General features: G+C 49.8%; 14 protein-coding genes. 6 read left to right on the forward strand and 8 right to left on the reverse strand.

The genetic code is table 11. The annotated features are described in order from the left end of the window. Window positions 1–5: 5 nt before the first annotated feature. The 5 genes from MKQ68_RS14260 to MKQ68_RS14280 form a co-directional block, all read right to left on the reverse strand. On the reverse strand, window positions 6–1,190 hold the full coding sequence (locus tag MKQ68_RS14260; RefSeq protein ID WP_264279720.1) for an alginate lyase family protein: 1,185 nt from the start codon (window positions 1,188–1,190) through the stop codon (window positions 6–8). Between the two features lie 73 nt (window positions 1,191–1,263). Then, window positions 1,264–2,244, reverse strand: a complete 981-nt coding sequence (locus tag MKQ68_RS14265; RefSeq protein ID WP_244839327.1) for a DUF4466 family protein — start codon at window positions 2,242–2,244, stop codon at window positions 1,264–1,266. Window positions 2,245–2,267: 23 nt separating this feature from the next. Next, on the reverse strand, window positions 2,268–2,669 hold the full coding sequence (locus MKQ68_RS14270; RefSeq protein WP_244839328.1) for a DUF5018 domain-containing protein: 402 nt from the start codon (window positions 2,667–2,669) through the stop codon (window positions 2,268–2,270). A gap of 18 nt (window positions 2,670–2,687) precedes the next feature. Next, window positions 2,688–4,544, reverse strand: a complete 1,857-nt coding sequence (locus MKQ68_RS14275; RefSeq protein WP_264279721.1) for a RagB/SusD family nutrient uptake outer membrane protein — start codon at window positions 4,542–4,544, stop codon at window positions 2,688–2,690. Between the two features lie 11 nt (window positions 4,545–4,555). Further along, the gene (locus MKQ68_RS14280; protein WP_264279722.1) at window positions 4,556–7,714 is read right to left on the reverse strand and encodes a SusC/RagA family TonB-linked outer membrane protein; all 3,159 of its coding nucleotides are present in this window, start codon (window positions 7,712–7,714) and stop codon (window positions 4,556–4,558) included. A gap of 459 nt (window positions 7,715–8,173) precedes the next feature. Here MKQ68_RS14280 and MKQ68_RS14285 point away from each other — a divergent pair, with 459 nt between their 5' ends. Together MKQ68_RS14285 and MKQ68_RS14290 are read left to right on the forward strand one after the other, a co-directional pair. Further along, complete coding sequence (locus MKQ68_RS14285; RefSeq protein ID WP_264279723.1) at window positions 8,174–8,689, forward strand: GNAT family N-acetyltransferase; 516 nt, start codon at window positions 8,174–8,176, stop codon at window positions 8,687–8,689. Between the two features lie 46 nt (window positions 8,690–8,735). Continuing rightward, window positions 8,736–9,332 (forward strand): macro domain-containing protein, encoded by a 597-nt coding sequence (locus tag MKQ68_RS14290; protein ID WP_264279724.1) that lies wholly within the window; start codon window positions 8,736–8,738, stop codon window positions 9,330–9,332. On the opposite strand, the gene MKQ68_RS14295 is transcribed toward MKQ68_RS14290, so the two are convergent. The 3 genes from MKQ68_RS14295 to MKQ68_RS14305 all read right to left on the reverse strand — a co-directional run bounded on the left by MKQ68_RS14295 (window position 9,329) and on the right by MKQ68_RS14305 (window position 11,926). Continuing rightward, window positions 9,329–9,937, reverse strand: coding sequence for a glycosyl-4,4'-diaponeurosporenoate acyltransferase CrtO family protein (locus MKQ68_RS14295; RefSeq protein ID WP_244839338.1), 609 nt, complete (start codon window positions 9,935–9,937; stop codon window positions 9,329–9,331). The genes MKQ68_RS14290 and MKQ68_RS14295 overlap by 4 nt on opposite strands. A 102-nt stretch (window positions 9,938–10,039) precedes the next feature. Then, entirely contained in the window at window positions 10,040–11,377 is a 1,338-nt protein-coding gene (locus MKQ68_RS14300; RefSeq protein ID WP_264279725.1) for a DEAD/DEAH box helicase, read from the reverse strand. A 36-nt stretch (window positions 11,378–11,413) separates the two neighbouring features. Further along, entirely contained in the window at window positions 11,414–11,926 is a 513-nt protein-coding gene (locus MKQ68_RS14305; protein WP_264279726.1) for a DinB family protein, read from the reverse strand. Window positions 11,927–12,010: 84 nt separating this feature from the next. Between MKQ68_RS14305 and MKQ68_RS14310 the strand changes: the two genes are divergently transcribed. From MKQ68_RS14310 to istB, 4 genes are all read left to right on the forward strand, one after another. Next, on the forward strand, window positions 12,011–12,262 hold the full coding sequence (locus MKQ68_RS14310; protein WP_244839341.1) for a hypothetical protein: 252 nt from the start codon (window positions 12,011–12,013) through the stop codon (window positions 12,260–12,262). A 62-nt stretch (window positions 12,263–12,324) separates the two neighbouring features. Continuing rightward, window positions 12,325–13,536: a bifunctional pirin family protein/GNAT family N-acetyltransferase gene (locus tag MKQ68_RS14315; RefSeq protein WP_264279727.1), complete on the forward strand. Its 1,212-nt coding sequence runs from the start codon at window positions 12,325–12,327 to the stop codon at window positions 13,534–13,536. A gap of 340 nt (window positions 13,537–13,876) precedes the next feature. Further along, on the forward strand, window positions 13,877–15,400 hold the full coding sequence (istA, locus tag MKQ68_RS14320) for an IS21 family transposase (RefSeq protein WP_264279728.1): 1,524 nt from the start codon (window positions 13,877–13,879) through the stop codon (window positions 15,398–15,400). Window positions 15,401–15,428: 28 nt separating this feature from the next. Further along, a complete protein-coding gene (istB, locus tag MKQ68_RS14325; RefSeq protein ID WP_264279729.1) occupies window positions 15,429–16,169 on the forward strand; it encodes an IS21-like element helper ATPase IstB in 741 nt (246 codons plus the stop codon). Window positions 16,170–16,382: the final 213 nt, after the last annotated feature.

The following is a 16,382-nucleotide window of genomic DNA, read 5'->3' on the forward strand; positions in this document are numbered from 1 at the left end:
TAATGCTAGTAAGTCCAGCCAACCAGCTGCAGCATCGGGTTATAGTAATTGTTATGTTTCTGATAAAGTGGCGCCAGGTCCAGCTGTGGGTACTTTCGTTTAGCCATGACTGCTAATTCCAGGTAGCCGTCTGTGTCCATATGTTTAATCTGCTGATGCTGCCAGGTTTGTTTGCCTTCTGCAAATGGCAGCAGCCAACTGAATGCTTTCTCTATCGTTTTGCCGGAGGCGGTTTTATATTGCCATAAATCTACGTTTACATTTTCGGCCAGCAAAGCCAGTTCAAAAAATGCTTTCAGGTTCATTTGTGAATAGTTCCAGGAGAGCGTGCGGGCCAGCTCGTGCGGTTGACTGCCATCTTGCTTCAACTGGCTTTCAATGCGCGCCTTCGTTTGCTGCTCCAACCACAGTCGCGCCGAATCTTTCTGTTCCGTGAACAAGGCGATGGCCACCGCCTGTACATCGTACCAGGTGCCATGGTTATTCTTTTCATCCGCCTCATCCAATCCCACCGGGCTGGTACGCATCCAGGTTAAATATTGGTTAAACCATTGTTGAATGGCTTTGTAATCGGCTTTAGGAAGCGCGCCGGAGTTTTTCAGCAGCTGCATCCCATCGATGAGTTTATCGGCGTTACGCGTATCGATCAGCCCAATGCCACGGCCATCTGTAATACCGGGTATCGCCTGTCCGTAATTGAGGTTCGGGTTCATGCGCGTAGCCGTGTCGATGTACCAGGTGCGCAGCAATTTCGCGGCATGCCTTGCATAAGCTTCTTTCCCTGTAAAATACCAGCCAATCGCCAGCGTGTATACTTCCCGGTTAAGCGATGATTGAAAGTCCGCATCCCTGATCGTGTAACGTTCGGGGTTAATCTGGCCGTCTTTACGAATGTAGGGCAAACCGTCAGCCTTGGACGAATCCGGCCACCAGTAGGGACCTACACTCATGTAATCGTGCTTATCGCCACTGGGAGGCACTTTGCTTTTATACGTTACGGAATACGGACCGCGCGTGAGCAAGGTATCACATTCCTTCACCAGCCAGGCTAGCGCCTTCAGCGTTGCCGGGTCTTTACGCGTTATCTTACGGCGGGTTTCCTGCAGCATTTCTTTTTTGAGCAGAAACGTTTCCTGTGCGTGGACGGTGGCACAGGCGGTCAGGCATAACATTATCAATAGTGTTCTCATGTACATGGTTTAAATATAAATCAACAGGGGCTATTATAAAACAGCCCCTGTACATGCATCCTTTCACTCATTGTTACAGGGGATAGCGCTTGATACTGATCGTTGCGCCCTTGCCTGCATTATCTATCTTATTAATGTAGATATATGCCCTGTATTTTTTATCGGCCGTTTCTACCCAAATGCCTGCTTCCGCTTTCATGTTGATCGCGTAATTCGGTGCATTGGTAAAATCGGTCTTCTCGAAATCGATATCGTCGATAAACACATTATAAGCTGCTCTCGACAACTGCACATCCCGCAGTCCCCAGGCTTTTACAAGCTTACAACTGTTTGTGAGTCCTACGGGTATAGTAGCACCCTGCAGGTATTGTGCTTCGGCTACAGGTGATACGAACGCGTGGTTATAAGTAGCATTCGTCAGCGCGCGGTAAATATATACCAGGTCGATGGCAGCGCCCTTAGTGCCGGCATCTGCGGCATTGTACACCGCCATATCTGCAATAGAAATAAAACAGTTGCCGGCGTCTTTCACCACCATGTCCAGCTTCATATCCATTTTAGACACGTTGTAAGGCCCCATTTTATAAGTTACCTTTTCGCCATCGCTGCTTTGAGCGCTGAAGGTAAAGCTCACCGCTTTGCCACGTGCGGCGTCGGGAACGTTGTAGAAGTAACGCAGCGTGGCGGCCGATGTATCGACTGTAAAGTCAACCTTCGTTACGGCGCCTGTGCTTACGGATGGCGCGCCAATCACTACACCTACATCTTGTCCGGCTCCATTCGTGTAAAACGACCGGTGTTCGAGATAAGTGGGACCAGCACCGGCGATGGTCGCTTCTACCTGTGCGTTGCTCAGTTTACCTTTGGCGGGCGGCAGGGCCATGGCATAGGCAAATTCGATGTTGTTGCCTACGATGTTCGGTCCCATCGATCGTTTGATCACGTCGTTCTGCAGGCGGTTTTCCGGCACAGGCGTTTCGTAGCCCTCATCTTCTGAGCAGGCGGCAAAGGCTACGGGCAGCAAAAGCAGTAATAATATATTCCTGATTAACATGTTAGTTCATTTTAAGGTGATCACTATTGCTTTACGGTTACGTAAACAGTGTACGTCCGTTTGATCTTCCTGTTACCGGAAATAACGGTGTACTTACGCGGAGCTGCCAGGTCGGAGAAGTCGGTCTTTACGACTTTCGGATCCAGCTTGCAATCCTGCGCCAGGCTAAATACCGGGTAAATGTTTTTCAGATCAGTACCAAAAAACACCGTTACGTTGATCGTCAGCGCCGAGGTATCTACCAAAGTGGGCCCCGTACGAACGGTTTGCTGATCCGCGCCAAGCAGGTCGAGATCGGTGATGAAACACTCGGTACGACTGGTGATCAGCAACCCGTCTTCATCCACCGGGAATTCCTTTTTACAGCCGTTTAACACGAGTGCGGCTGTTACTATCAATATGGAGAATACAAAAAACTTTTTCATGTTGATGGGTTTTAGAAGTTACAGCCAGGGCGTGTTCTGAGTCAGGTTTGGATTACGGTCACGCTCACCGGTCGGGATGCGCCAGATGTAAAACTGCTGGTAATTCCTTTCGGGCTGGTTCTGGTAAAACTGTTGTACCTGGCCGCCATGTGTATCTCTCATCCACACGCCTGCAGAACCGGGAGCGCCCCATATCTGCTCCAGTTTACGCCAGCGGCGGATGTCGAAGTAGCGATGCCCTTCTGCCAGCAATTCAATGATCCTTTCCTGTTCAATCGCTTCAAGGAACGCTTCTTTATTTGCGGTTTTAGCAGGTGCCAGTGCGGGCAAATTACCGCGACGACGAATCCTGTTCAGCAAATCGATCGCGTCCGCCTGCGGCCCGGAAACGGCGTTGGTAGCTTCTGCATACATCAGGAACACATCTGCCAGTCGCATTACCGGGAAGGCATAATCGCCATCGCTGCGGCCCTGACCAGCATAGTTGCGCAGGTACTTGCGAAATACGTAGCCGGAGTTGGTACCATCGGTGTTATAAGGATTGTAGGTCACACCACCAATAGTAATGGGCTGCGTCCAGGTTTTGTAAAGGAAAGGCACCCAGCCGGTAGACTTCAATGCGGCCATGCCCACGCTCATTTCATAATCCCACATGATAGACGCCTTCATGCGATAATCGCGGCCGGCATAGCTTTGTGGGTTGATGGCGGAGTTAACGGCGGTGCGCGCACCCGCTACACTCGGATCGGTTGGTACCAGTTTAGGCGCGTAGTCACCAGTAGCAATCAACTGGTATCGATCGGCAATTTCATAACGCGGCGACACCCAGCACTGCGAGCTTTCGTGGGAACGACCGGCTACATCACGCATCAGTTCCTCACCCTGGTTTGTACCCGTACCACCATGCGTAAATACCATGATCATTTCTGTATTGCCCTGGTTGGCCTGCGGTGTGAACAGGTAGTAATAATTGGGCAGATTATCAGCCTTACCCGGCGGATCGCACAAACCAGGATCGCCGTTACGCCAGAGCGTTAAACCGTAATCGTTGATCACCTTCCTGAAATCTTCCGCCGCTGCTTTGTAAGCTTCTTCTGCCGCTGCGGGACTAGGTGTAAACCCTGCCAGCTCGGGCCAACCGAAGCCATTCCAGCATGCCCAGTACAATTGCAGTTTACCCCTGAAAGCTAATGCTGCGGGTTTGCTGGCACGACCAAATTCTGTCGCTTTAATGGGCAGTTTCTCAAACGCATAGGTAAAGTCGGCCATGATGGAATCTTTTACCTGAGCGATGGGGGTGCGTGCTAACTTACTCACTTCCGAATCGGCAAACACGGTTTTACCAATGTAAGGCACATCACCCCAGAGCGTGATGAGGCGGAAGTAGAGCATGCCGCGTAACAGCCGGGCCTCTCCTACTATACGCTCTAGTCCTGCTACGGATGTTGGTGCCGCGGTGGTGAGCATCCTGTTCACGTTATCGATTACGTAGTTAGCGCGGTTCACGCCGCCATAGAGGTAACGGTACATTTTGTCGAACGAGCCGCCGGATTGTGGGTTACCCCCGCCCGGTGCATAGTTGCCGTTATGATAGGCATCGCCCTTTTGCAGGTTGCCGCTCAATGCACTCGTGCCGCGCACCCGAACAAAATCGCCCATCCCATCGAAATAATAATCACGGTCAAACACCGGTCGAATATCTGCGTACGCGCCTTGCAACGCAATCACCGCATCGTTCTCTGTTTTCCAGAAAGCACCTGCATCCAGCTCTCCCGTAGGCTTCTGGTTCAGCAGGTCTTTGCGGCATCCCGCCGTAAATGTGGCCAGTGCGGTAATCACGGCCACGCCTGATATAATGCTGTTCAGTCTTTTCATGATCGAAATTTTTAGAAGCCTACGTTAACGCCAACGGAATACGACTTGGTAAGAGGATAGGCATTGCTCCTGTTTGCCTGAATTTCCGGGTCCAGACCGCGATACTTCGTGATGGTAGCCAAGTTCTCGGTGGAACCAAACACCCTGAAGTTGTTGATCTTCAGTTTCTCCATCCATTGCTGCGGCAGGTTATAACCCAATTGGATATTTTTCAAACGCATGTAGTTCATGTTATCCAGCCAGTACTGGGTTTCAGAACGGTTACCACCAGATCCGCCAAGGCGTGGCCATTCGGCGGCGCGGTTATCCAGGTTCCAGGTGTTGTAGTAGTGGTCCCAGGTGGATGCGTAACGCTGCGTGCCCATATTCGTGTTGTTGTAGTTATTGGTCACATAGTCTTTTCTACCCAAGGCGCCGGTCAACAGGAACGACAGATCAATGCCTTTCCAGGATAATGAACTGCGCAAGGAAAGGAACGTCGTCGGACGATCGCGCTGCAACTTCGGATACGCTTTCTGGTCATTACCATCGATCTTTCCATCACCGTTCAAATCCTTACGCAGGATGTCGCCCGGCTGCGCGCCTTGTGGTGTGGCGTTGTACACGTCCTGCCAGGTTTGCGCAATGCCCATATCTTCATACACATACACGAAGTGGTAAGGCATGCCCAGGAAAGTATAACCGCGGCCCAGGAACTCGTTCCAGGATTCGAGGCGAGTCCAGTTATGCGAACCGTTAAAGTTGAACAGGTAGTTGAAATCGCCCATTTTATCGGCCCAGGTAAGATTCATTTCCACACCGCGGTTGCGCAGGTTACCGATGTTGCGGCGCGGCGGCGGATTGTATGCGCCGGACAAATGAATGGAGAAGTCAGACGGACGGTTCATACCGGTGGTGAGACGGTCGTAGTAATCCATTTCCGTAGTGAGTCGGCCATTGAAGAAACCGAGGTCCAGGCCGATGTTCAGCACGTCTGTATTTTCCCAGGTAAGGGAAGTGTTTACCATCTTAGAGTTCACCAAACCTTTTACGCTGGTAGCATTGATCATGTAAGAACTGGAGGCCAGCGTGTTCAGTTGCTCGTATCTGCCCACCCCACTGTTGTTACCAAGGCCACCGTAGGAAACACGTACTTTACCATTGCTCAACCACGAACGTGTGCTGGCCATAAATGCTTCTTCGGAAAAGCGCCAGCCTGCGGCTACAGAAGAAAACAGGCCGTACTGGCTCCCCGGCAGGAAGCGGGAAGAACCATCCACACGAAAGTTCGCTTCCAGCAGATAGCGTTGGAATGCAGTATAGTTCACACGACCGATATAGGAACGCATGCCTTCTGTATTCGTATTACCACTGGCAGACTGGATGTCTGGCAGTGCCGCGTCCAGCTCGTGTAAGGTCGGGTACAGACGGTCGTTACGCGAGCCGTTCTGCCAACGATCGAACCAGTACTCTTCGCTGTATACGAACAACGCACCCAGCTCATGATTTTTGCCGATCTGTGTATTGTAGTTTAGTCGCGCATTCATCATGGTTTTGTAGCCCGTATTCGTAAAGTTTTGTATAGGCGCGTTGTCGCCTACATAAATACGGCTGCCGAAAATACCCTGCTGAAAATTGTAAGCACGGTTAGGCATATCCGCTTTATAACGGAACTGGTTGTAATAGTTTAAGGTATAGTCCAGGCGCGCTGTCAACCCTTTGATGGGCGTCCAGTCGATGTAAGCCATCGTGTTGGCCTCCTGGCGGTTCTGGCGGTTAAGGGCATTGGTGTACACCGTGTACGGGTTATACGCCTGCGGATCTTCATTATAAGCCATTACGCCCCCGAAGTAACCAGACACCGGATCGTACGGAGTGATGCCGGCAATGGCGTATTGCATATCGAAACCTGCGGTGTTAGCGGCGTCGTCATCTGTATACCCATCTTCCAATGCATATTTAAACTGCGACCAGTTACCGAAGAAACGTACGCCGGTATTCATGTTCTTCTTCAGCTTATAATCGAAGTTGAAACGTGCGTTGTACTGTTTGTAATCGTTATTGATCTGCAATCCTTTCTGATCGAGCGTACCCACGGAGAAGAAGAAGTTGGAAGCTTCCGTACCGCCCGTTGCCGACACGTTATAGTTCTGCATCGTACCGTTGCGCATAATAATGTCCCACCAATCTGTGCTGGGATATTTCAACGGATCGATCATGGCGAGTGCCATCCACTGATCGATGGTGCCGTCTTTAAATAATAGCTGCGAGCGCAGCGTATTGTTCAGCGCCGCCCGTTGATGCACCGTTAACGCGCGGGCATAGTCATTCATAAAGTTGTACGACTTCACCGGCTGTTCTATGGCGTAGTTGCCGTTGAAATTGAGTTGTGTGCGTCGTTGGCCCTTACCCGATTTGGTCGTGATCAATATAACGCCATTGGCCGCACGCGAACCGTAGATCGATGCGGAGGTCGCGTCTTTCAGTACGGAGATACTTTCGATATCATTGATGTTAACGCGGTTAATGTTTACATCCGGCATACCATCTACTACTACAAGCGGGTTGGCATTGTTTACCGTACCCAGGCCACGTATCATCAGGGCGGCGTTGTTACGGCCGGCCATGCCTGTAGACTGCGTAACAGCCAATCCGGGAACGAGTCCGGACAGGGCCGAGGATGCATTGGGTAACGAGCGGCTTGTAATTTTCTGGTCCACCGTAATGGCAGAAACAGCGCCTACCATGTTTACTTTCTTTTGCGTGCCGTAGCCCACTACGATTACCTCACCTAACGCTTTTTGGTCAGACTTCAGCGTTACGCGCAGTGCTTCACCGGTGTAAGCTACTTGTTGGGCAAGATAACCCATGAAAGAAAACTCCAGCGTTTGACCGGCGAGGCTGGAAGTGCTGCGGAGACTAAAGTTGCCCTGGGCATCGGTTACCGTACCTAAGCGGGCACCTTTTACAGACACCGTTACGCCAGGCAGCGGTTGATTGGCTTCGTCTACCACCTTACCGGTGGCTACGCCATCTTTAGCAGCAGTGGGTTGCTGGTCCTGGAAAACGATCGTCGTGGTCATCGCCGCCCTCACATTGGGCGACAGGGCGAACAGCGCCACCGACGGGATCAACAGCCGGCATAAGGGCAGCCGGCGAATAGCGAATGATCGCGGTAAATGTTTTGACATAACGTAAAATTTTGAGTGAAAGGCAATAGCTTGTCACGACCGTCAGGAACGGCCAAGTCAGCAATACATCAAAGCAACGAATAGACAATACCCCACCGGATGCAGTTCATCGCGTCAAAAATCAGGGCTATGCGTCTAAATAGTGATACACGTGTTACCGTGTTTTAAATGGTGCAAACGTTTGCATGCAGCTACGTAAAAGATGATTGTGGTTGTTTACAAAATGACATTGTTCGTGGATTTAAAGTCGATACGTGGATTTTGGTTTTATACGCTGTAACAAATCTAGGTAAAAACAATCGATTGTAATAACATGTGATCAAATATTTTTTAGAAATAACCGGCATATGATAATAATTCTCTAAAAAAGAGGTGTTTTTAGAAACGTATTTTGAACATTTATTAAAGAATGCGTGAATCCCATCAACATTGGCTAACTTATATAATGAAACTGCGAGCATGGAGAAACCGCTAGTAACGCCACACCTGATCATACGCGAAATTACGCTTGCCGACGACCAGTTTATTCTCAAATTACTGAACATGCCGTCGTGGCTGAAATTCATTGGCGATCGTAATATTCATACGGTTACGGATGCACGGCGATACATCCGCACCGGACCACTGCGCAGTTATGAGGAAAATGGATTTGGGGCCTGGGTGGTAGTGAGTAAAGCGACACTTCGTCCGGCCGGTATGTGTGGCTTTTTTAAACGCGCGTACCTGGATGTACCCGATCTTGGTTTTGCATTTTTGCCAGAATATGAAGGGAAGGGTTATGCAAGGGAAGCAGTTACTGCCTGTCTCGACTACGCCCGCACTTCGCTCGGCCTGCAAAGCCTGTTGGCCATCACACTTCCGCACAACGATCGCTGCATCTCATTGCTTGAACGAACGGGCTTCCGTTTCCTTAAAACGATTGCACCACAGAACGACGAATCTTTGTCTTTATACGAACTGAAACAGCTGTTTTAGCTGTCGCATTTTTGTTTTAACTTACCATATCAACCGAGTCGAGCACATGCAATACATTCTGATCGATACTAAACCCGAAATGATCGGTGCCTGGAATAGTTACTTCAAGGACCAGCCAAACGTTGACATCGTTCACGGCGATATTACCCGTTTAAATTGTGACGCGATCGTTAGTCCGGCCAACTCATTCGGCTTTATGGACGGCGGCCTGGATTACCTTATTTCCGAACGGCTCGGGTGGGACCTGGAAAAGGAACTGCAACGGCGCATCAAAGCATTGCCGGAAGGTGAGCTGCTCGTAGGCACCGCCATGGTTGTAGCAACCGGCGACAATGCTATTCCTTTCATCATCTCCGCCCCTACAATGCGCGTGCCGACCAACTTTAATATTGACACATCCGTAAACGCCTACCTGGCGATGAAAGCGGTACTACTGCATGCGCGGCAGCACGATGATATTCATTGCGTAGCCATACCTGGCCTGTGCACCGGTGTGGGCAGGATGTCGCCCATTATTTCGGCGCGGCAGATGTGGTATGCCTTCCAGGAAATTGAACTGGGCGAAAAGCAGGATTTTTCAAGCTTTGGGGCAGCGCAAAAGTATCACCGGCATATTAACCCGGATGGCAAATTGTGGCATTAATACAGGCCCATTCTCCCCTTTCTCACAAACATATCGAACCCCTCGCGACGATGGCTGATTTCGTGCAGGCGAATACGATTGTATTGCTGCAAAAACATCGGGTACAGATTGTACAACACGTTGTTTAACGCCATCACCAGCGCCCAGCCGTATTGGCCTGCAGCGAGCGCATAGATCATTGCGCCCAGCATAAAGATGAACAGCCCGCAGTGAAAACGCTCATTCATGTTTGCGCGGAGAATGTAGCGCCTTACACCCGAGGGTTCGCTGATTACTTTGTAACCGGGGTAACGTTTGCGCAGTAAGCGATTGATCACATCTCCATCCTGGCTGAAACGCCTGATCCAGATGATGCCAATTCGTTTGTACACGCCTACACCGCCGCCCAATTGTATCTTCTTATAAAACCAGGACGGCAGTAAAGCAACCAGTAAAGCGACGCCTAACAGGATATATACCCACAGGGGGCGCATCCCGCTAAAACAAAAATAAGAAACGGGGGCCAGGTGGATGATCGTCCAGCTGAGGTTCGGCACCATATTGTAAATCGCAGTCGTTCTCCTGATCCGTGCCAATTGTGGGGAAGGCAGTTGTGTAGTTTTCATAACAGTTAATACAGGATGACATAAGTTTTTCAATAGCGGCTAAATGGTAACTAAATATAGTAAAATCCTGCAAAAAAAGAAAGCGCCGTTGCCGGCGCTTCTCTAACGTTTTTTCTTTTTGGCTCCCCGGGTTTTCGGCTTGCCATATTTTAGCTGCATTTTTTCTGCGTGGGTCATCGTCTTATTCGTTTTCAGGTTCTTGGCCTTCTTCTCATGGAAAGCCGCACCGGCACCTTCGCGGTTCACAGGTTTCAGCTTGATTTCCTTCACAATTACCTGTGGCATCTCGTCTGGCGTAAGTACGTCTGAAACCACGAGCTGCTCAGGCAAAGGCAACATCGGTACCTGGTAGTTCATAAGCGCTTCGATCTGCTCCTTTTGCTCCTGCTCGCGCGGTGTGGTAAGCAGGATGGCGATACCTTCCTTGTCGGCACGACCGGTACGACCGATGCGGTGAATATAACTTTCCGGCTGCTCGGGCGCGTCAAAGTTGATTACGTGCGTTACTTCCGCAATATCCAAACCGCGGGCGATGATATCCGTAGCAATGATGAAACGGTAAGTGCCGTTCTTGAACTGCTTCACCGTGTTAAAACGATGGTTTTGTTCTTTGTTGGAATGGATCACACCTACCTGTCCGGGAAACCGCGTTTCCACCTGTTCGTACAACTGGTCTGCCAGTGACTTTGTAGCCACGAACACCAGCACCTTCGTCATTTCCGGATCGCTGGTGATGAGCAGTTCCAGCAGGTTTACTTTCGTGTTGAAGTTAGGCACTTCGTACCCGGACTGACGAATGCTTTTCAGTGGCGTGCCTGCAGGTGCAGCTTCCACCGTTACGGGGTGGTTAAAGTACGACTGGATCAATGCTTCCACCTCTTCGGTGATGGTAGCGGAGAACATGAGGTTCTGCCGTTTTGCAGGCAGCAGGTCGAATATATGTTTGAGCTGCGTGCGGAAACCGAGGTTCAGCATTTCGTCCACCTCATCGATCACCAGTTTCTTAATAGACTTCAGTTTCAGGGCACCGCTGAGTGCCACGTCCACCAAACGGCCGGGCGTAGCTACGATAATGTCCTGCTTTTCTTTAGCCGCGGCCATCTGCGGATTCATATTGGTGCCGCCGTAAATGCCGAGCACCTCTACGCTCATATAGGCGGTAAGCTTCTTCACCTCTTCCACAACCTGCGCTACGAGTTCGCGGGTAGGTACAATAATCAGTATCCGCGGAGATTTTTCTTTTGAAAACTCCAGCTGTCGCAGGGCCGGCAGCAGGTAAGCCAGTGTTTTACCCGTACCCGTTTGCGCGATGCCGCACACGTCCTGGCCGGACATTACCACCGAAAACACTTTCTGCTGGATGGTGGTAGGTGTAGTGAGGCCCAGGTCGGACAAGGCATTGAGCAGCGGCCTGTTAAGGTTTAAATCTTCAAAAGTCATATTACAGATACCAAAAATTTGAACCGCAAAGGTAGGCTATTCTTTGCTTTTCAGCACGCTTACCGTAACGATGAGCTGTCCCGTATGCCGCATGGTATGCTCTGCTGCGTGGAAAAGTAATCCTATTACGGTGGATGGGATCTGCTTACGGCCTACGCCCCTTACTTCGGTAAGACTATCTTCCGGCGTATTTTCCAGCTGTCTGATGCTTTGCTCCACCTGCCAGGTGAAACGCTCGAGCAGCGTGGTCGTCGTAAGATCTTTATGCACGATCGCCTCCTGCTCCAGGTACTCCAGCTGCTCTGCGCTTAATGCTTCCGCGCGGGCGTAGGTAAACAGCCGGTCGAGCACGCCGATGAGATGTTGCAGGTGAAAAGCGGGCGACGCTACGCCTGCGGGGCGCTCCCACAGCCAGGCGTCATGAAATCCCTCCATCAGTCTTTCTATTTCCTCGCGTGCCTGCAGCAATGCGTGTGCTACAGGTTGCAATAAAGCAGGGATGCCCGCTACCGGTCCGCGCTGCCATACTTCCAGGTTATTTGCCGCCATCTGTTTTTTATTTAAAAGTACGAATGCCAGCTTTTTTTACCACTTTTGCGGGCGATATTTTAAAGACGGGACACAGATCAAGCAATGACAATCACCATTAAGAAGTTCAGCAAGCCGTTTATGATCGGCGACAGTGAAGTGCAATTCGAGTTTTTACCGATGAACATACGCATCCGCGAATTATACCAGGTATATGCTACACATGGCGAAAAGAAACTCCGTTTTCACATGCAGGTAAATGGTGAAGGCCAGTTTAAGATCATGGACAAACATCGCGTACCGCCCGTGTTCCTGCCACTTGAAAATGACTTTTCAGACGCGATCCTCGCCAGCTAGTTAAAGTCCCCCTCCTGCCACGACGGCAAATATTGTATATTAGGCACCGTAAACCGAATAACATGTCGAACATACAGCTGATCATCGAAGAACGTGCCCGCGACATCGGCAACTTCATGGTAGGCCGCCTGCTTCCTTTCCGCGAAAAGAAGATGGTAGGCCCTTTCGTGTTCATCGACCATATGGGTCCTGTGAACATGAACGACCACCAGAACGTGGACATCGGCCCCCATCCGCACATTGGCCTGTCAACCCTCACCTTTTTGTTCGAGGGTAATATTATGCATAAAGACAGCCTCGGCACCGAGGTAGAAATTAAACCCGGCCAGGTGAACTGGATGACGGCCGGTAAAGGCATCGTTCACTCCGAACGCACGCCCGACCATCTGCGTCACAGCGATAAACATATGCACGGCCTGCAGATATGGGTGGCGCTGCCTAAAGAACTGGAACAAATGGACCCGTCGTTCGCACACATCGAGGCGGACGAGCTGCCCCACTGGCAGCAGGACGGCGTCAACATCAAACTCATTGCAGGAGAAGCTTTTGGCAAAAAGAGCCCCGTGCCCGTTTACAGCAAACTCTTTTTCCTGGAACTGAAAAGTGACAGCGAACAAACCGTGAACATCGGCCCGCATTTATATGGCGAGTGGGGCATGTATATTCTGGAAGGCAATGTAGAAAGCGAAGGCAATGTATTTGGCCCCAAACAACTGCTGGTGGCTAAACCTGAAATATTCTGCGCCTTTAAGATGCAAGCTAATACCACCATCTACATCGTAGGTGGTGAACCCTTCCCCGAGCCGCGTTATATCGACTGGAACTTCGTCGCCAGCGACCGCGCCCTCATCGAAGCCGCCAAACAAAAGTGGCGCGAGCAATCCTTCGATCCTGTTCCCGGCGAACATGGTTTTATTCCATTACCTAACGAAAGTCCTTTCTTAAAAAATAAAGATATGTCACAGACAGAAATCAAACATACACAACACCAGGGCCAGCATGGCAAACGCGGTTCCTTCGACTTTATGGTAGATGGCGTTAAGATGGCCGAAATGGCCTACGTAATGGCCGGCGAACACAAGATGATCATCGAACACACCGAAGTAGATGACTCCTTAGGCGGCCAGGGCATTGGCAAAAGATTGCAGGCGGAACTGGTGAACTATGTGCGTGAGCATGGGCTGAAAGTGTTGCCGTTATGTCCTTTTGCGCATGCGATGTTTAAGAAGATGCCGGAGTGGCAGGATGTGTTGGAGAACAGGGAGCATTTGTAGGGATGGGGCTAGGGTGTTAGATGCATTGCTTTCAAACGACCTACTTTCCTTATTACAGCATAACAACTGTAAATTCTGTTCCATGCTGACCCACCATTCTGTTTTATGTTGACCCACCATTCTGGGATGTTGACCCACCCTTTTGGTTGCCGGATTCTGGGATGCTGACCCACCCCGTTTTCGGAATGGAATGGATCGGGATTCTGGGTTGCTGACCCACCTTTTCGGAGTTTGAGTCGACTGGCATTCTGGCATGTTGACCCACCTGCGGACGTCGGTAATAAGAGTTTTTGCAGTCATTTGCTCCCAAAAACGGAGCATGGCGCAAAAACCTATAGCGATGGAACAATTAAAACAGATCGTTCAACTAAAGGAAGATGGTATCGGTATCCGTGAGATGGCGCGTCGTATCGGCATCAGCCGCAATACGGTCCGTAAATATCTTGAATTGATAGCAGAGAAGACGGAATCAACCCATGCCTTAACAGATAAGGAACTAGCAGATACTGCCTATAACAATGATTTGCTTGTGCATGACGAGCAACGGTTAGCTCAGCTGACCACCCATTTTCAGTATGCGCAAAATGAAATCAGCAAAACAGGGGTTACCCGCGCTTTACTTTGGCAGGAATACATAGATCAACACGCGGATGGCTATGTTTATAGTCATTATTGCTATCACTTCGCTCAGTATCTTAAAAGCCGGGACCTATCCATGCATCTGCAATACAGCCCGGCAGATACGATCATGGTTGACTTTGCGGGCAAAAAGCTGCATTACATTGACTCCTCTACGGGTGAGTATATTGAGTGTGAGGTCTTTATCGCTATTCTTCCTTTCAGTGGTGTTATCTTTTGTCAGGCTGTACACTCACAGCGAACCGCCGACTTTACCCACTGCATTAATAGCATGCTGAAGTTTTACGGTGGCGTCCCCGCCACGATTTTATGCGACAACCTAAAAACAGCGGTGATCCGCCCGGATCGTTACGAACCCATATTTACCGACGTTTGCACTCAGCTCGGCGAGCATTACGCTACCACCTTCAGCGCAACAAGGCCATATAGCCCTCGCGACAAAGCGATGGTGGAACGGGCCGTCAGTATTGTATACAACAGTATTTTTGGGCCATTGCGTAACCAAGACTTCACCAGTCTGGCAGCATTGAATGCTGCCATCGCACAACAGCTCATTTTACTTAACGACAAGCCCTATAAGAAGACACCTTATAGTCGTAACTATCTGTTTAAACAGGATGAGCAAAACTTGTTAAAACCGCTGCCAACAGCGGCATTTACCCCCAAAAAAGTAGTGGTGCTGACTGTCCAGCGTAACTATCACGTTCAGTTGTCTGAAGATCACCGGTATTACAGCGTCCCCTTTCAGTATACAGGAAAGAAGGTAAGGGTACTTTATGACGCCCGAACAGTGGAAATCTATCTTGACTATGAGCGTATTGCATTACACCCGCGTAATACAAAACAGGCCTATACCACCCTTGCGGAGCATATGCCGCCTAACCACCAGCGTATGCAACAAATCAAAGGATGGAATCGCGATGACCTGTTAGCCTACGCATTACGCATTGGCACCGCAACGCACCAGGCAGCCTCATTAATCCTGCAAAATAGCATCTATATGGAGCAAAATTACAAGTCCTGCTTCGGCATGTTGATGCTACAAAAGAAGTATTCGATGCAGCGCCTGGAGGCCGCCTGCACCAGAGCCCTGCTTGGCAGCAGGGTTAACTATATCATGATCAAAAACATACTGGAACGAGGTCTGGACCAACAGGTGCCTCCTCAAACCGGAATACCAATCCCGGATCATGACAACATAAGAGGCAAAGATCATTATCAATAAACAAAATTTCATCAAAAACACGACAGCAATGAACACTACTCAAACACTGGAGCAAATGCAACAACTCAGGTTATCCGGCATGTATCAGGCCTATCGCTCGCAACTGGAACTGCCTTTAAACAAGCAGTTAGAAGGCCATGACCAGGTAGCCCACCTTGTACAGGCAGAATTACTTAACCGCACTAATGAAAAAACAGCCTACTACCTTAAGCTGGCTAAATTAAGGCTGGCATCTACTATTGAACAGATAGAGTGCTCAGCAGCCCGCAATATTACCAAACAGCAGCTGGCCGGTCTTGCTGAGGGCCGATACCTGGCCCAGGGTGAAAATATTCTTATTACGGGTGCAACAGGCTGCGGAAAAAGTTACCTGGCCTGTGCTTTGGGCCATCAGGCCTGCTTGCAGGGACATAAAACTACCTACCTGAACATGAATCGCCTGATAGAAAAGATTACACTGTCGAAGCTCGACGGCTCCTATATCAGGATGCTAAATCACCTGGAACGCCAAACGCTCATTATATTAGACGACTTTGGCCTGGCACCTATGACTCAGGAGGTCAGATTAACCATATTGCAACTCCTGGAAGATAGGTATGGCAAAAAGAGCATCATCATCACCTCCCAACTTCCGGTAGCAAAATGGTACGAATATATCAACGACCCAACGCTGGCCGATGCTATTATGGACAGAATGACAGCCAATGCACAACGAATAGAATTAAAGGGTGATTCTATGAGACGGAAAAAGGGGAAAGCAAATCAATAACAAGTCTTACTTTTAACACGCAAAAGCTCTTATCACTTTTACCTGCTTCGCAGGTGGGTCAACATCCCAGAATAGTGGGTCAACATGACCAGAATATACAACAACGAGGGCTTCAATTTAAGCGTGGGTTCCCTAATCGGTGAAGGGATAACTGGCCGCTCTGGACATGCTAAAACGAATCGAGGATATTGAGAAACGGGATTAGGACACCAA

Origin of the sequence: Chitinophaga horti (assembly GCF_022867795.2) — a bacterium.
GTDB lineage: Bacteria > Bacteroidota > Bacteroidia > Chitinophagales > Chitinophagaceae > Chitinophaga > Chitinophaga horti.

Coding starts and splice junctions, on each gene's coding strand:
- MKQ68_RS14260 (WP_264279720.1), bottom strand. CDS start 1,190: ATGAGAACACTATTGATAATGTTATGCCTGACCGCCTGTGCCACCGTC.
- MKQ68_RS14265 (WP_244839327.1), bottom strand. CDS start 2,244: ATGTTAATCAGGAATATATTATTACTGCTTTTGCTGCCCGTAGCCTTT.
- MKQ68_RS14270 (WP_244839328.1), bottom strand. CDS start 2,669: ATGAAAAAGTTTTTTGTATTCTCCATATTGATAGTAACAGCCGCACTC.
- MKQ68_RS14275 (WP_264279721.1), bottom strand. CDS start 4,544: ATGAAAAGACTGAACAGCATTATATCAGGCGTGGCCGTGATTACCGCA.
- MKQ68_RS14280 (WP_264279722.1), bottom strand. CDS start 7,714: ATGTCAAAACATTTACCGCGATCATTCGCTATTCGCCGGCTGCCCTTA.
- MKQ68_RS14285 (WP_264279723.1), top strand. CDS start 8,174: ATGGAGAAACCGCTAGTAACGCCACACCTGATCATACGCGAAATTACG.
- MKQ68_RS14290 (WP_264279724.1), top strand. CDS start 8,736: ATGCAATACATTCTGATCGATACTAAACCCGAAATGATCGGTGCCTGG.
- MKQ68_RS14295 (WP_244839338.1), bottom strand. CDS start 9,937: ATGAAAACTACACAACTGCCTTCCCCACAATTGGCACGGATCAGGAGA.
- MKQ68_RS14300 (WP_264279725.1), bottom strand. CDS start 11,377: ATGACTTTTGAAGATTTAAACCTTAACAGGCCGCTGCTCAATGCCTTG.
- MKQ68_RS14305 (WP_264279726.1), bottom strand. CDS start 11,926: ATGGCGGCAAATAACCTGGAAGTATGGCAGCGCGGACCGGTAGCGGGC.
- MKQ68_RS14310 (WP_244839341.1), top strand. CDS start 12,011: ATGACAATCACCATTAAGAAGTTCAGCAAGCCGTTTATGATCGGCGAC.
- MKQ68_RS14315 (WP_264279727.1), top strand. CDS start 12,325: ATGTCGAACATACAGCTGATCATCGAAGAACGTGCCCGCGACATCGGC.
- istA (WP_264279728.1), top strand. CDS start 13,877: ATGGAACAATTAAAACAGATCGTTCAACTAAAGGAAGATGGTATCGGT.
- istB (WP_264279729.1), top strand. CDS start 15,429: ATGAACACTACTCAAACACTGGAGCAAATGCAACAACTCAGGTTATCC.